Source organism: Flavobacterium enshiense DK69 (genome assembly GCF_000498495.1).
Lineage (GTDB): Bacteria > Bacteroidota > Bacteroidia > Flavobacteriales > Flavobacteriaceae > Flavobacterium > Flavobacterium enshiense.
Genome location: NZ_AVCS01000002.1, coordinates 81,378 through 95,410 on the forward strand (window position 1 = coordinate 81,378; position 14,033 = coordinate 95,410).

The window sequence follows — 14,033 nt, forward strand, 5'->3', positions numbered from 1 at the left end:
AAATTTACATTTCTAAAGAAAAAAATATGTCATTTGATAAAGATAAAGTACTGCAACGCTGCAATTCATATGGTAAAAATACTTTAATGGAAACATTGGAAATTCAATTTACCGATGCCGGTGAAGATTTTTTAACGGCCACTATGCCTGTTAACCCGCGTGTACATCAGCCGATGGGTCTCTTGCACGGTGGTGCTTCCGTTGCTCTTGCTGAAAGCGTGGGGAGTGCAGCGTCTATGATGTTTGTTAATGGGGAAAAACAGGAAGTGCGCGGGATTGAAATTTCGGCCAATCATTTAAGAAGTAAAAGGGAAGGCGTGGTTACGGCCACCGCCAAAATTATTCACAAAGGCGCCAGTATTCATTTGTGGGAAATCAGGATTGTTGACGAACAGGAAAAACTGGTTTCATTATGCAAACTCACAACGATGGTGCTGCCAAGAAAAAAGAAACATGACTGATATATTTTTAAAAGTAAAAACGCATCAGGAACAACAGCTTCCTTTTGTTTTATATTGCAAACCGAACGCAAAAGAGATTGTAGGACTGTTTCAGCGAAATGATCATTTGTATTTTGTGGAATCATTTGAGGAGAACGGATTTGTGTTTGCACCTTTCGACGGGGAAAATTATGTTCTTTTGCCGGAAAATCATCTGGATGTTATCGTAGAGCCTTTTAAAAGTGTTCCTGCCGATGATCTTCCGGCGGTTTTTTACGAAATGGACGAAAAAGCCAAACATGATTTTGAACATCTGGTTGCGAAAGCGGTAGACGAAATTCATTCCGGGTATTTTAAAAAAGTAGTGCTTTCGAGAGAAGAAATTGTAAATCTTGACCACTTTGATGTAGTAGACTTTTTTCAGAAACTTCTAAGTAATTACCCTCAGGCCTTTAAATACTGTTTTTTTCATCCGAAAATAGGCATGTGGATGGGAGCAACTCCAGAACAGCTTTTAAAAGTGAAAGATTTTGAAATTCACACCGTGGCACTTGCTGGAACCAAAATAAATAAAGGGAAAGAAGAAGTGGTTTGGAAGCAGAAAGAAAAAGATGAACAGCAATTGGTGACCGATTTTATATTGGAAAATCTTAAGAATCATGTTTCGGAGCAGACAGTTTCCAGTCCGTACACGGCTTATGCCGGTAATTTACTGCATATCAAAACCGATATTTCCGCAAAAATGAATGATGCCAACAGTTTAAAACCGGTATTGAAAATCTTGCACCCAACGCCCGCTGTTTGTGGTTATCCGAAATTGTTGGCCAAAGATTTTATTTTGCAGAATGAAGGATACGACCGTGAATACTATGCCGGTTTTTTAGGTGAACTGAATATGGATTTTGCTACCGGAAGAAGTGAAAATTCCGATTTGTTTGTCAATTTACGATGCATGAAAATAAAAGATAAAAAAGCACATTTGTTTGTTGGGTGCGGTATAACCAAAGACAGCGATCCGGAACAGGAATTCCTGGAAACTGTCAACAAATCAATGACGATGAAAAAAATTCTGAATTAATATATGAAATTAGATATACTCGCTTTCGGGGCGCATCCCGATGATGTTGAATTAGGCTGCGGAGCGACAATTGCCAAAGAAATCTCATTAGAAAAGAAAGTAGGCATCATTGATTTGACGCGTGGCGAATTAGGTACGCGCGGTACTGCAGATATTCGCGATGAAGAGTCGGTGCTTGCAGCAAAAATACTGGGTGTTGCTGTTCGTGAAAACCTGAAATTCCGTGACGGATTTTTTGTGAACGACGAACAGCATCAACTGGAAATTATCAAAATGATTCGAAAATATAAACCGGAAATAGTTTTGTGCAATGCGGTAGACGATCGTCATATCGACCACGCTAAGGGAAGTAAGCTGGTTTCCGATGCTTGTTTTCTTTCCGGGTTACGCAGAATCGAGACCGAGTTGGATGGAGAGCAACAAGAAGCATATAGGCCGAATTTAGTATACCATTACATTCAGTGGAGAAACATCGAACCTGATTTTGTTGTTGATGTAACCGGGTTTATGGATAAAAAGGTCGAAGCAATTATGGCTTACAGTTCGCAATTTTATGAGCCAAATTCTACCGAGCCAATTACCCCAATAGCCACAAAAAACTTTAAAGACAGTCTAATTTATCGTGCTCAGGATCTTGGAAGGCTCATTGGAACTGATTTTGGCGAAGGATTTACTGTTGAAAGATATTTGGCTGTCAATAGTTTAGGTGATTTACGATAATTTTTTCAAAATTTTATTTGCGAAAGCCGATAAATGCACTATATTTGCACCCGTAATCAAATGGTGATTGTAGCTCAGTTGGTTAGAGCGTCGGATTGTGGTTCCGAAGGTCGCGGGTTCGAGACCCGTCTTTCACCCTTACTACTGAAAAGCTTCGAGGAAACTCGGAGCTTTTTTATTTTTTCTTGATGCTAGCTACTTTGTCGATTGATTTGTCAAGTTCTTCCAACTGTTTTTCAAGTTCTCGTTTAAAATCTTCCCAATCATTTTCGCTACTAATTGTGTAACTGTCTACTTTCACGAGTATATCGGCATTTGTCTTTTCAATCTGATTGACATTTTCTAAAAGTGCCTGATCGGACTTTTTAGCTTGCGTTTTCAAATTTTTGATGAGTTTTTTGTTGATTTCTATCTCAGTCTTAACTTCTTTTTTATAGGCGTTCCATTCTATGCTGTCATTTTTGGCGATATTTATCGTATTGATAGAATCTATCAACTCTTCCTCTTCCATTTCCATTTTCCTGTGTTCAGTCGCTTCTTGCTCTATCCGAGCTTCTTCAGTAGTCATTTCTGAATCTGCATCCGATTTACAACTTGTTCCGAGAATTCCTGCCACAAAATTTGATATGGCCAGGACAAATATTGATTTTCTCATTGTTTTTTAGTTTAAGTTGAAACTTAAATCGATTGAATAAAATATGAACCCTTTTGGTTTTAACTATTTTGCCTAAATATGCTCATCATTTTATTTTTTGCCATCAAAAACTAAAATCTCTCTCCCTGAAATTCGAAATTTTGTTTTAACCGTTCCTTTGTTTTTCTATCTCAATTTTGTTAAGAGTATCTATACTAAAATTTCTTGTAAAGTTAGTTATATTTTTGTTATGTTATTGAGCATTAGGGATATACATTGTTTTATTGAAGAAAAAAAATGTTTTTTTATGAAGAATGTTACTATTGAAAGAGAAATTATAAACCGGTATTTCTATCCTTTTTAGTCTAGAGTAGCAAGCTTTGTAATTATAAGGCCGGCCACTTTATATTTGTATAAGTTGTTGATTTTTAGGCTTAATTGTTTTTAAGAAGCTTGTTTTAAAGTTTTTTCACAGCTATTTCGGCTGAAATTTCTTTCGTATATTTGTTACTGCGATAAATCTGCTTAAAAGAACTTAGCGACGGTGTGTATTTTGTGAAAATTGAAACTGAATTCGGAATCGTCTATCAAAAAATCATTTAAAAAAATAAGTCTCAGTTGTTTAAAAGTTAAATGTAACATTGTTAAATATCCTTTTGCTATGAACAGATTTTTTAAGCTATTTATGGTTTGTTTATTTGTTTCCAATTGTGAATCACAGACAAACAGAAAACCAAAAAACGATTTTAAAATTCAGAATAGTATTTCGGCTCCAACATACAGTTCCCGTTCTGCGATACCGTACAACCTTAGTACACCAAACAAAAAGTATCATTTACCTGCTATTCTCGAAGAAATATCAGGACTGACAGATATTGATTCGGCTCATGTAGCCTGTGTTCAGGATGAGATTGGGATGGTGTTCATTTATAACTTTCTGATAGATTCGATTGTAGTCAGGCATAAATTTGACAGCGTTGGTGATTTTGAAGGGCTGACTTTCACCGGTAAATCCCTCTTTGTCCTGAGAAGTGACGGACGATTGACTGAATGGGAAAATTTTAGTCCAAAAACGGGGTCTGGAAAAGTTTTACATACAATGCTGCCGCTTCAAACGACAAATAATGAGGGACTTTGCTTTGACAGCAAAAAAAACCGTCTCCTAATTGCAGCGAAAAGCAAACCGATTAATCATGACTATAAATCGGAAAGATTTATTTATGAGTTTGATTTGAACCAAAAAAAGTTGAATAAAAGCCCTGCTTACAGTATAAATACGATTGAACTGGAGGCTGCCGCTAAAGAGTTTAAAATCGTTCAGCAAAACAGGACAGAGTCCGGAAAGCTAAGGCCGTTTAATTTTCGTCCCGCAAGTCTGGCGGTCCATCCGCAAACTTCAGATATTTATATCATATCAGCAGCGGATAAGTTGCTGTTAGTGATTAATGAGCAAGGTGAAATACGTAATATGGAACGTCTCAATGACGATTTATTCGCTAAAGCGGAAGGAATAACGTTTTTGAGTGATGGTACCATGATAATTACAAATGAAGCTGCCGGAAAAGTACCTACGTTGTTAATATTCAAGCCGACAAACTGACGATTGTTTTAAAATTGCAAATTCAAATTAGCTTCGAAAACAGCCATATTATAGTTTGCAATTGTAATCGGAATAACAAAAGAGAGTGCTCAGGCGAAACATTCGTGTTGTCAAGGGGTTTATACAAGGCCGGAACCCAAATGTTATGTGAAACGACTTTAGCATACTGATATTAAATTTCTTCAATTTTTGAAAAGTTAACCATAATCTTACTATTTTAGTGGTAAATCAATTACTAATCAATAAAAGATAAATTATGGGTTCATTTTTAATTACAAAAAGAGCAAATGGTGAGTTTCAGTTTGTTTTAAAAGCAGGAAATGGTCAGGTTATTTTGGCTAGTGAAGGGTATACAACAAAAGCGGCCTGTGAAAACGGCATCGAATCGGTTAAGAAAAATTCTCAGGATGATGGCCGATTTGAGAGATTGGAATCAAAAAACGGAAAGCCTTATTTTAATCTGAAAGCATCAAACGGACAGATCATCGGAAACAGCGAAATGTACGAATCGGAGTCAGCTCGTGAAAATGGCATCGAATCGGTTAAGAAAAATGCAGCTGAGGCAGGTGTAAAAGAAGATTTATAGAAACAGCAATAAAATAAAAAAAGCTCCAAGTTAATTTGGAGCTTTTTTTATTATTTACCGTCTTTGTCAACTACCGGTCGATTTTCGCTGTTGGCCAGTTTCCAGGCTAATGCAAAAGCCAGTTTAGCTCGTTTGGCTAGCAAATCATATTCGATTTTATCCGGAGTGTCGGTAGATTTATGATAATCGTCGTGAATTCCGTTGAAAAAGAAAATAGCCGGAATTCCTTTTTTTGCAAAGTTGTAATGGTCTGAACGATAGTAAATCTGTTCAGGATCGTTTCTGTCGTTGTATTTGTAGTCCAAACGCAGGTTTACGGTCTCTTTATTTGCTTCTTCGTTCATTCGGTGCAAATCAGAACTTAAACGATCCGATCCGATCACATAAATATAATTGTTATCGTTCGGATTTATGTTGTCGCGACGCCCGATCATGTCAATATTGATATCGGCTATGGTATTGGCAATAGGGAATAACGGATTCTCTGAATAATATCTCGAACCATGAAGCCCGTGTTCTTCTCCAGTAACATGAAGAAATAAAATGGAACGTTTTGGTCCGTGTCCTGCTTTTTTAGCTTCCATAAATGCTTTAGCAATTTCCATAACCCCAACTGTTCCCGATCCGTCATCATCGGCACCGTTGTAAACTTCTCCGTTTTTCATTCCCACGTGGTCATAATGAGCGGAAATAATCAATACTTCTTCGGGTTTTTCAGAACCTTCGATAAATGCCCAAATGTTTTCAGAATCATTTAATTTCGGAGCAAATCCTTTTTTCATGAATTCGGAAGGTACTTTTTGGTAGTAGCTGTCAGCTCCTTTCGGATAAGAGATTCCCATTTTTTTGTACTGACTGATGATATATTCCCCGGCTTTTTTCTGACCAGGTTCTCCGGTATTTCTGCCTTCCATTTCATCTGAAGCAATAACAAAAAGGTTTTTCTTTAAGTTTTCGGAACTTATTGAAGTTATATAAGTATCACGTGAATTTTTAGTGGGTTCCGCCAGTTTCTGCTGTGAGGTACAGCTTAAAAAACTTAGCGAAACTGCAAAACTTAGAATGAGTATCTTTTTCATGGATGATGTGTTTCTCAAATTAGTAGCTAAAAAGTACATTTTGTTTCAAAAAAAGTACAGTATTTAATGAATGCTCATGAAAGTGTATAAACTATACAAGGCAAGAATGATCCAAAATGTGGTGAAATTTATTAAAAATAAAGCAGAACTTTTCAAAAATGATATTATTTTACTTTCACCGTAAAGTCTTTTATGGGCCTTATAAAAATAAATTATAGGCCAGAACATGTAAACGGTAAATAAAAGGCCCAGAATGATATCCATTGCAAGCCAGTCGCTCATATTTAATAACCACGCCAATATCATAAAGATACTTGTCAGTAAAAGAAGGAATGAAAAATAGTGGAGCGTGAAGATTCCGTGATCAAAATAATACCAGCGTTTTTTTCCATGGACCAGCCACAGCCAAAAAGCAAAAAAAGGCATGTAGAAAAAGAGAAGTTTTGGAAGATTACGGATAAAAAGTTCAACCGATTTTCGGAAGGCTTCCTGCATGGTATTGTGTTCGGCAATCATAACCAGCCTTTTGGTAAACCAGTATTGCAGTTTCGACATCCGTTTGTTTTCCGGAAGTGAATTCTGAACAGAATCGAGTTCGCGTACTGATTCACAGCCGGGAACCCACCCGTATTCATCATTTTTTGAAATTATTTTTTCAGCACTGTTTGAAATTACTTTTTCGCCGCTGTTTGAAATTACTTTTTCATCAACAGGGCTTTCTGTGGAATAGTTGATATTGATTCCTTTCTTTTTTTGAAATTCTTTTGGAGCTGTTTCATTAATGGCAACCGGATCACTCTTATCATTAACAGTCATGTCGTCCAGATTGATAAAGAAACTCGTGATGAAGAAGGTAATAAAACTTATAAAAATATACAGTTTAACAGGTACAACATAAGCTTTTCTTCTTCCGGAAAGATATTCCCGAGTGAGTCGGGCGGGGTGGAAGAGCAGGTATTTTATGGTTGTCCAAAAACCACTGTCATAATGGACAAGGTCTTCAGCGGTATGCGTAAAAAGGTAATGGAAAGACTTTCGCGTTTCTGTGTTTTCCTGCCCGCAAAGAGGACAAAAGCGGCCTTGAACATAAGTACCGCAGTTTAAACAGTATTTGTCTTCACGAAGTGCACCTTTACTCATGGTTGAAATGATGTTTACCGTAAATAAAGTTATGAAAATTTTTTTAAAGAAGTACTTTTCTTATTTTTCGATTCCGATTTATCTGTCTGATTTTAAATAAAAAAGCCTCCAAAATGAGGCTTGTGACTTTTAGAAGTTCGGACTGAGATTGTATTTTTTATAGAATGTATCAAGCACTTCGAGCACTTCATCTTCGGTATCTACAACCTTAATCAGGTTCATGTCTTCAATATCTGCATTTTTTTCTTCGTCAATCAGTACGTTTTTGATCCATTCCAATAATCCGGACCAAAAACTCCTTCCAACCAATATGATAGGGAATTTGCCTATTTTCTTGGTTTGGATAAGGGTAACTGCTTCAAAAAATTCGTCTAAAGTTCCAAAACCTCCCGGCATAACTACAAAGCCCTGAGAATATTTCACGAACATTACTTTACGAACGAAGAAATAATCGAAATTAAGGTTCTTGTCTTTGTCAATATACGGGTTGTGATGTTGCTCAAAGGGTAAATCAATATTTAAACCCACCGAAATTCCGTTGCCTAAATGGGCTCCTTTGTTTCCGGCTTCCATGATCCCGGGACCTCCACCGGTAATTACACCATAACCCGACTGACTGAGTTTATAGGCAATCTTTTCTGCCAAAATGTAATATTTATTATCCGGCTGTGTTCTTGCGGATCCAAATATGGTAACGCAGGGACCAATTCTCCCCATGGATTCATAACCATTAACGAATTCCGACATAATTTTAAAGATAGCCCACGAGTCGTTAGCACGAATCTCGTTCCAGGTTTTTCTTTTAAATTTATCATGAATTCTGTCTTCGTCATTTAAATAATCATCTTTCATCATCTTTTCCATTAAGTAAAAGTTAGTCTTTAGTCTTACTAAGATAACTCTTTTTTCAGGAATTGTGCGGTGTAACTACGTTTATTTTTAATGATTTCTTCAGGTGTTCCCTTGGCAATTAATTCACCTCCGCCTTTTCCTCCTTCATATCCGATATCGATTATGTAATCGGCAAGTTTAATTACGTCCATGTTGTGTTCGATAATCAAAACGGTATTTCCTTTGTCAACGAGTTTATTGATTACGTCCATCAATACGCGAATATCTTCAAAGTGCAATCCGGTTGTAGGTTCATCAAGGATGTAAAAGGTGTTTCCGGTATCTTTTTTGGATAATTCGGTTGCCAGTTTGATTCTCTGGGCTTCGCCTCCCGAAAGTGTTGTACTTTGCTGTCCCAGTGTGATATACCCCAATCCAACATCTTGTATCGTTTTGATTTTACGATAGATTTTCGGAATGTTTTCAAAGAACGGAACCGCTTCATCCACAGTCATTTCCAATACATCCGAAATCGATTTTCCTTTATAACGGATTTCCAGTGTCTCCCTGTTAAAACGCTTGCCCTGACAAGTTTCGCATTCCACATAAACATCCGGAAGGAAACTCATTTCAATGGTTCTAACGCCCGAGCCTTCGCAGGTTTCACAACGCCCGCCCGAAACATTAAAACTGAAACGTCCCGGTTTGTAGCCACGGATCATCGCTTCAGGAGTTTGGGTATATAAACTTCTGATTTCGGAGAAAACATCGGTATATGTGGCCGGATTGGAGCGTGGTGTACGTCCGATCGGACTTTGATCGATGTCGATTACCTTGTCGATATGTTCAAGCCCTTCAATTTTTTTATAAGGCTGCGGTTTTTTTACGGCGTTGAAGAAATGGGTATTCAGGATCGGATAAAGCGTTTCATTAATCAATGTCGATTTTCCGCTTCCTGAAACCCCCGTAACGCAAATAAGCTTGCCTAACGGTAATTCTACCGTAACATTTTTCAGGTTGTTTCCTGTGGCGCCCGATAATTTCAAGACTTTTCCATTGCCTTCTCGACGTGTTTTCGGAACAGCAATTTCCATTTTACCATTCAGGAACTGTGCTGTGATGGTGTCTTCTTTGAGTAACTCGGCTGGTGTCCCTATGCTAATAATTTCTCCTCCAAAACGTCCGGCTTTCGGACCAATGTCAATTACATAATCAGCACGTTCAATCATGTCTTTGTCATGTTCTACCACGATAACCGAATTCCCGATATCGCGTAATTGCTCTAACGAATGGATCAGTTTTTCATTATCGCGCTGATGCAAACCGATACTCGGCTCATCCAGAATGTAAAGCACACCAACTAATTGCGAACCAATCTGAGTTGCTAATCTAATACGTTGAGCTTCACCGCCGGAAAGAGATTTTGAACTTCGGTGCAATGCCAGATAATTAAGTCCCACATCCACCAAAAACTGAAGGCGGGCTTTAATTTCTTTAACCACTTCGACTGCAATGGCTTTTTGTTTTTCTGATAAATGAGCGTCCAGATTTTTAAACCATCCGCTCAGTTCATCAATATCCATAGACGATAAATCGCCAATGTTTTTTTCGTTTATTTTAAAATATAAGGATTCTTTTCTCAAGCGGGTTCCATGACATTCCGGACATTCGATTTCATCCATGAATTCTTTGGCCCAGCGTTTTATGGAAGCCGAATCGCTTTCCTCATATTGATTTTTGATGAAATTAGAAATCCCTTCAAAATCGATTTTATAATCTTTTGTAATGCCCATCACTTTGGAAACCACTGAGAATTTCTCGTTTCCACCATTTAAAATCATGTCCATGGCCTCAGCTGGAATGGATTCGATGGGGTCGGTCAGTTTAAAACCGAATTTTTCACCAATAAATTCCAATTGCTTGAAAATCCATGTACTTTTCTGTTCGCCCAACGGTGCAAAACCACCTTGTTTGATGGATAGTTTCGTGTTAGGGATAATCTTGTTCTGATTGATTTCATTTACGGATCCCAGTCCGTTACAATGCGGGCAGGCTCCTTTTGGGGAGTTGAACGAGAAGTTGTTCGGCTCCGGATTCGGATAGGAGATTCCTGTGGTAGGGCACATTAAATTTCTACTGAAATAACGAACTTCCTGACTTTCCTGCTCGATAACCATCATGATGCCGTCTCCGTGGTACATGGCCGTTTTGATGCTTTCCGTCAGACGTTTGTCTACTTCTTCCGTTGAATCAATTGCCATTCTGTCGATAACCGTTTCGATATCGTGGGTTTTGTAGCGGTCGACTTTCATTCCGTATTCCAAATCGCGGATTTCTCCGTCGACACGCACTTTTACAAAGCCCTGTTTGGAGATTTGTTCAAACAATTCACGATAATGTCCTTTACGCGAACGGATTATCGGTGCTAATATGTTGATGCGTTTTCCGTTGAAGTTTTCAAAAATAAGTTCCTTAATCTGATCATCGGAGTAGGAAACCATTTTCTCACCAGTGTTGTAACTGTAAGCTTCTCCTGCTCTGGCGAATAACAATCGGAGGAAATCGTAAATTTCGGTGATGGTTCCCACGGTGGAACGCGGACTTTTGCTTGTCGTTTTCTGCTCAATTGCAATTACCGGGGAAAGTCCGTCTATCTTGTCGACGTCCGGCCGTTCCAGACCGCCCAAGAACTGGCGGGCGTAGGCGGAAAACGTCTCAATGTAACGGCGTTGACCTTCGGCGTAAATGGTATCAAAAGCCAATGACGATTTACCGGAACCCGAAAGCCCCGTAATCACCACAAGTTTTTCACGCGGAATGACAACATCAATATTTTTCAGGTTATGAGCGCGGGCGCCGATAACTTCAATAGTATCCTCGGTATTTAGCATAATTTATTTTGTAATTGTGCAAAACGCAAAGGTACGATTTTGAAGTGAAATTGAAGAGTGGAATGGGAAAGGTTTTGTTTTGATGCAGCTCCAATATTGTTTCAAATAATAAATTGTTATGATTATCAAGAAAAGCAATTAATAACATATCTTTTTTTGCTTTTTTCTCTTTTTAACTATTTTATTATCACGTGTTAACGATTTTTAATACCGTTAATCATATTTTTTTTTTGCTTCGAAGTTTTGTGTTCAAATTTGTCTTAACTAATCCACGAAAAACAAATTAGGTTGTATTTTTCTCCGACTGCCTATTCGCTTTTTTCGAATTATTAACCAAATTAAGATATTTATGAGAAACATTAAATTGTTAGCAGTTGTTGCACTGGCAGCAATGCTAGGTGTGATTAGCTGTACAAAAGAAGATGCTGTTGCATCAGAAGCTGATGAAAATTCAACAGCCATAGTTAGTGAAAATTCGCTTGTGGGAGACCCACCACCAGATCCTCCTTATTACGATTTAAACATTATCGGAATTCCACAAGGAGGATCTATACCCTCCTCGCTTCCACAAGGAGGTATTGCTCCTGGTACAATTACATATCAGAATACTATTTTTGTTCCCTTAGAAGGAAGGCCGAAAATCCTGCTTGGTAAAGGTGATCCATTTAGTGCGTTATCTGATAATTTGGCTACCGATGGCTCTGCAAAGTTTACACTGCCACCTTCGGATATTGATAAAGACGGGACTTCTGCCTATGGCATTTATGCAAAATTAGTGGGAACAAATGGAGGAATTTTTACCTGCGATGGTGATAATTCAGACGGAGGCACTGGTTTCTATGAAGTATGTTCTGCCGGTGAATTAACCTTCCGTGTTAGTGGAAGTACTAGGTATGCAAGTGTGAGCAGTCAATTACTTTCTATAGTTGTACCAAGAGGCAGAACTATAAATCTGGACAATGGTACTATAACATCTGGAAGGTACCCCATTTTTGATGATCGTTTCGAAGGTCATTATTGGGAACTATATGATGAGAATGAGGGTTTAAGAATAGTGAAATTACGATTTATTGGAAGATAGTTTTATATATTTAGCTACAATACATTTATAAATAGCCTGTCAATTTGTGACGGGCTATTTTATTAAAAGTAATTTGCAGTAGTAGAGATAAAGCTATTCTATTCGGAACGATTTCAGTTTTTCGCGATAAGTATCCAGAATGTCCACTTTGGTAACATAGCCCAGACATTTGTTGTCTTTTAAAACAAACAACTGCTTGGCATTTGAGGTTTCAAATTTTTCAATGACTGTTTCCATGACTTCATCGTAAGAAATGGTTGCTGACGGCCTTTCGATAATGTCACTGAGCAAAGAATACTTCACCTGAAACGAATTGAAAATAATGTGGCGGATGGAATCAAAATGAATGACGCCTACAAATGAATCCTGTTCGTTGACCACAGGGAAAACAGACAGTTTTGTTTCAGAAAGCAGTTTCACTACCTCGTCGAGTTTTGAAGAGGATTTAATAGGTACAAAATCAGTTCTGATGAGTTTTGATAATTCGATGGACGAAAGGATATTTTTGTCTTTATCGGAGGTGAAAACGGTTCCGGTATTGGCAAGGTTTTTAATGTCCATTGAGTGGCCTTCCAGGTTTTTTGAGATGGCAAAACTGATGGAAGACACAATTAAAAGCGGAACCATCAAGCCATAGCCTCCCGTAATTTCGGCAATGAGGAAGATGGCTGTTAAAGGCGAATGGAACAAACCACTTAAAACACCGGCCATACCCACAACGGAAAAATTGCTGATGGGTAAATCACGGTCGATTCCGGTAAGCCTGAAAAATTGGGCCACAAAAAAACCAAGATACGACCCCACAAAAAGGGAAGGGGCAAAGTTACCCCCATTACCGCCGCTGCCTAATGTCAGTCCGGTCGCTATCGATTTTATCATTAATGTCAAACCGATGAAAAACAGTAAGATCCATTGGTTTGATTTGTGTTCATCGAGGATGGTATTTTCTAGTAAAACTCCTGGATTTGCTGACGACAGCGTTTTGATGCTCTCATAACCTTCGCCGAACAATGTCGGGAAAAAGAAGATGAGAATGGCTAAAGCAGTAGCCCCAACGAGCGCTTTTTTGTAGGTGGTTGATTTTGATTTGCCGAAAAAATGCTCGACTTTTCGAAAACTTCTCGCATGGTAAACCGAAACCAATCCGGCTAAAATTCCCAGGATGATATAATAAGGGATGTTGTGGTAGTCGAAAGTAAGCTGGTTTTTAAAACTCAGCAAGATGCCTTCTTTTAAAATCACTTTAGAAACCAAAGCGCCGGTTGCTGCCGAAATCATAATTGGGATGAAGGCAGTTACGCTCATATCGGCCAAAATCACTTCAATGGAAAACAAAACACCGGCAATTGGAGCGTTGAAAGCCGCTGCAATACCAGCTGCTACCCCACAGGCCAGTAACAATGTCCGGTCTTTATAATTCAGGCGGTATTTTTGAGCGTAATTAGACCCGAAAGCCGCACCGGTAATGGTAATCGGTGACTCTAATCCGGCGGAACCTCCCAAACCAACGGTAAGGGAACTGGTTACGATTTGCGCATACATTTGCTTTTTGGGCATGATCCCTGATTTGTTGGCTACGGCAATCATGATTTGCGAGGTGCCTTTTTCTATGCTTCCGTCAAGGAATTTCTTAACAACAAAAGCAGTCAGTAAAATACCAAAAATAGGCAGGATACTGTTGGAATAAGGCAGATGAAGTATTCCGTCAATATAGTTCGCAAACCGGAAAACAGAGTGTGCAAACGTTTTCAGTACGATCACGGCTAAAGCGGAAGAAATTCCAACTAAGACACAGGAAACGTACAAGAACTGACGGTTGGATAAAATCGATTTCAGTAAAAACAAAAAAGCTTCAAAACGCTTTAATTGTTTGCGTAACAGCAAAATAAACGGTGAAACTTTTTTGGTGGGCATTGGTTTTTTTGTGTTTTCAAACGAATGAAATGCTAAAAT

At 38.4% G+C, this 14,033-nt stretch carries 12 protein-coding genes and 1 tRNA gene; 7 read left to right on the top strand and 6 right to left on the bottom strand.

Going from position 1 to position 14,033, the window contains the following annotated elements; translation table 11 throughout:
- The first annotated feature begins 26 nt into the window (after nt 1–26).
- The 4 genes from FEDK69T_RS00530 (at nt 27) to FEDK69T_RS00545 (ending at nt 2,376) form a co-directional block, all read left to right on the top strand.
- Nucleotides 27–461, top strand: a complete 435-nt coding sequence (locus FEDK69T_RS00530; protein ID WP_035629897.1) for a PaaI family thioesterase — start codon at nt 27–29, stop codon at nt 459–461.
- Nucleotides 454–1,518, top strand: coding sequence for an isochorismate synthase (locus FEDK69T_RS00535; RefSeq protein ID WP_035629896.1), 1,065 nt, complete (start codon nt 454–456; stop codon nt 1,516–1,518). The genes FEDK69T_RS00530 and FEDK69T_RS00535 overlap by 8 nt, the downstream gene beginning before the upstream one ends.
- Before the next feature lie 3 nt (nt 1,519–1,521).
- Entirely contained in the window at nt 1,522–2,238 is a 717-nt protein-coding gene (gene bshB1, locus FEDK69T_RS00540; RefSeq protein WP_023572175.1) for a bacillithiol biosynthesis deacetylase BshB1, read from the top strand.
- A gap of 62 nt (nt 2,239–2,300) precedes the next feature.
- Nucleotides 2,301–2,376 (top strand) — tRNA-His (locus FEDK69T_RS00545).
- A 37-nt stretch (nt 2,377–2,413) separates the two neighbouring features.
- On the opposite strand, the gene FEDK69T_RS00550 is transcribed toward FEDK69T_RS00545, so the two are convergent.
- Nucleotides 2,414–2,893 carry a hypothetical protein gene (locus tag FEDK69T_RS00550; protein WP_023572176.1) on the bottom strand — a complete coding sequence of 160 codons (480 nt, stop codon included), beginning with the start codon at nt 2,891–2,893 and terminating at the stop codon, nt 2,414–2,416.
- A 640-nt stretch (nt 2,894–3,533) separates the two neighbouring features.
- On the opposite strand from FEDK69T_RS00550, the gene FEDK69T_RS00560 reads away from it, so the two are divergent.
- Together FEDK69T_RS00560 and FEDK69T_RS00565 are read left to right on the top strand one after the other, a co-directional pair.
- Nucleotides 3,534–4,472, top strand: a complete 939-nt coding sequence (locus tag FEDK69T_RS00560; RefSeq protein ID WP_131494743.1) for an SdiA-regulated domain-containing protein — start codon at nt 3,534–3,536, stop codon at nt 4,470–4,472.
- Between the two features lie 256 nt (nt 4,473–4,728).
- Nucleotides 4,729–5,058: a YegP family protein gene (locus FEDK69T_RS00565; RefSeq protein WP_023572179.1), complete on the top strand. Its 330-nt coding sequence runs from the start codon at nt 4,729–4,731 to the stop codon at nt 5,056–5,058.
- A gap of 50 nt (nt 5,059–5,108) precedes the next feature.
- Here FEDK69T_RS00565 and FEDK69T_RS00570 read toward each other — a convergent pair whose 3' ends face one another.
- From FEDK69T_RS00570 to uvrA, 4 genes are all read right to left on the bottom strand, one after another.
- On the bottom strand, nt 5,109–6,137 hold the full coding sequence (locus FEDK69T_RS00570) for a M28 family metallopeptidase (protein WP_023572180.1): 1,029 nt from the start codon (nt 6,135–6,137) through the stop codon (nt 5,109–5,111).
- A 63-nt stretch (nt 6,138–6,200) separates the two neighbouring features.
- Nucleotides 6,201–7,277 carry a DUF3667 domain-containing protein gene (locus tag FEDK69T_RS00575; RefSeq protein ID WP_023572181.1) on the bottom strand — a complete coding sequence of 359 codons (1,077 nt, stop codon included), beginning with the start codon at nt 7,275–7,277 and terminating at the stop codon, nt 6,201–6,203.
- Nucleotides 7,278–7,406: 129 nt separating this feature from the next.
- Nucleotides 7,407–8,132 carry an LOG family protein gene (locus FEDK69T_RS00580; protein WP_035629947.1) on the bottom strand — a complete coding sequence of 242 codons (726 nt, stop codon included), beginning with the start codon at nt 8,130–8,132 and terminating at the stop codon, nt 7,407–7,409.
- 35 nt (nt 8,133–8,167) lie between these two features.
- Complete coding sequence (gene uvrA, locus FEDK69T_RS00585) at nt 8,168–10,999, bottom strand: excinuclease ABC subunit UvrA (protein WP_023572183.1); 2,832 nt, start codon at nt 10,997–10,999, stop codon at nt 8,168–8,170.
- 400 nt (nt 11,000–11,399) lie between these two features.
- Here uvrA and FEDK69T_RS00590 point away from each other — a divergent pair, with 400 nt between their 5' ends.
- The gene (locus FEDK69T_RS00590) at nt 11,400–12,080 is read left to right on the top strand and encodes a hypothetical protein (RefSeq protein WP_131494742.1); all 681 of its coding nucleotides are present in this window, start codon (nt 11,400–11,402) and stop codon (nt 12,078–12,080) included.
- A gap of 93 nt (nt 12,081–12,173) precedes the next feature.
- Here the strand turns inward: FEDK69T_RS00590 and FEDK69T_RS00595 are convergent, their stop codons facing one another.
- Nucleotides 12,174–13,994, bottom strand: coding sequence for a chloride channel protein (locus FEDK69T_RS00595; RefSeq protein ID WP_081711682.1), 1,821 nt, complete (start codon nt 13,992–13,994; stop codon nt 12,174–12,176).
- Nucleotides 13,995–14,033 lie beyond the last annotated feature (39 nt).

Excerpts from the sequence above, each read along its gene's own strand:
- FEDK69T_RS00530 (WP_035629897.1), top strand. The coding sequence starts at position 27 with ATGTCATTTGATAAAGATAAAGTACTGCAACGCTGCAATTCATATGGT.
- FEDK69T_RS00535 (WP_035629896.1), top strand. The coding sequence starts at position 454 with ATGACTGATATATTTTTAAAAGTAAAAACGCATCAGGAACAACAGCTT.
- bshB1 (WP_023572175.1), top strand. The coding sequence starts at position 1,522 with ATGAAATTAGATATACTCGCTTTCGGGGCGCATCCCGATGATGTTGAA.
- FEDK69T_RS00550 (WP_023572176.1), bottom strand. The coding sequence starts at position 2,893 with ATGAGAAAATCAATATTTGTCCTGGCCATATCAAATTTTGTGGCAGGA.
- FEDK69T_RS00560 (WP_131494743.1), top strand. The coding sequence starts at position 3,534 with ATGAACAGATTTTTTAAGCTATTTATGGTTTGTTTATTTGTTTCCAAT.
- FEDK69T_RS00565 (WP_023572179.1), top strand. The coding sequence starts at position 4,729 with ATGGGTTCATTTTTAATTACAAAAAGAGCAAATGGTGAGTTTCAGTTT.
- FEDK69T_RS00570 (WP_023572180.1), bottom strand. The coding sequence starts at position 6,137 with ATGAAAAAGATACTCATTCTAAGTTTTGCAGTTTCGCTAAGTTTTTTA.
- FEDK69T_RS00575 (WP_023572181.1), bottom strand. The coding sequence starts at position 7,277 with ATGAGTAAAGGTGCACTTCGTGAAGACAAATACTGTTTAAACTGCGGT.
- FEDK69T_RS00580 (WP_035629947.1), bottom strand. The coding sequence starts at position 8,132 with ATGATGAAAGATGATTATTTAAATGACGAAGACAGAATTCATGATAAA.
- uvrA (WP_023572183.1), bottom strand. The coding sequence starts at position 10,999 with ATGCTAAATACCGAGGATACTATTGAAGTTATCGGCGCCCGCGCTCAT.
- FEDK69T_RS00595 (WP_081711682.1), bottom strand. The coding sequence starts at position 13,994 with ATGCCCACCAAAAAAGTTTCACCGTTTATTTTGCTGTTACGCAAACAA.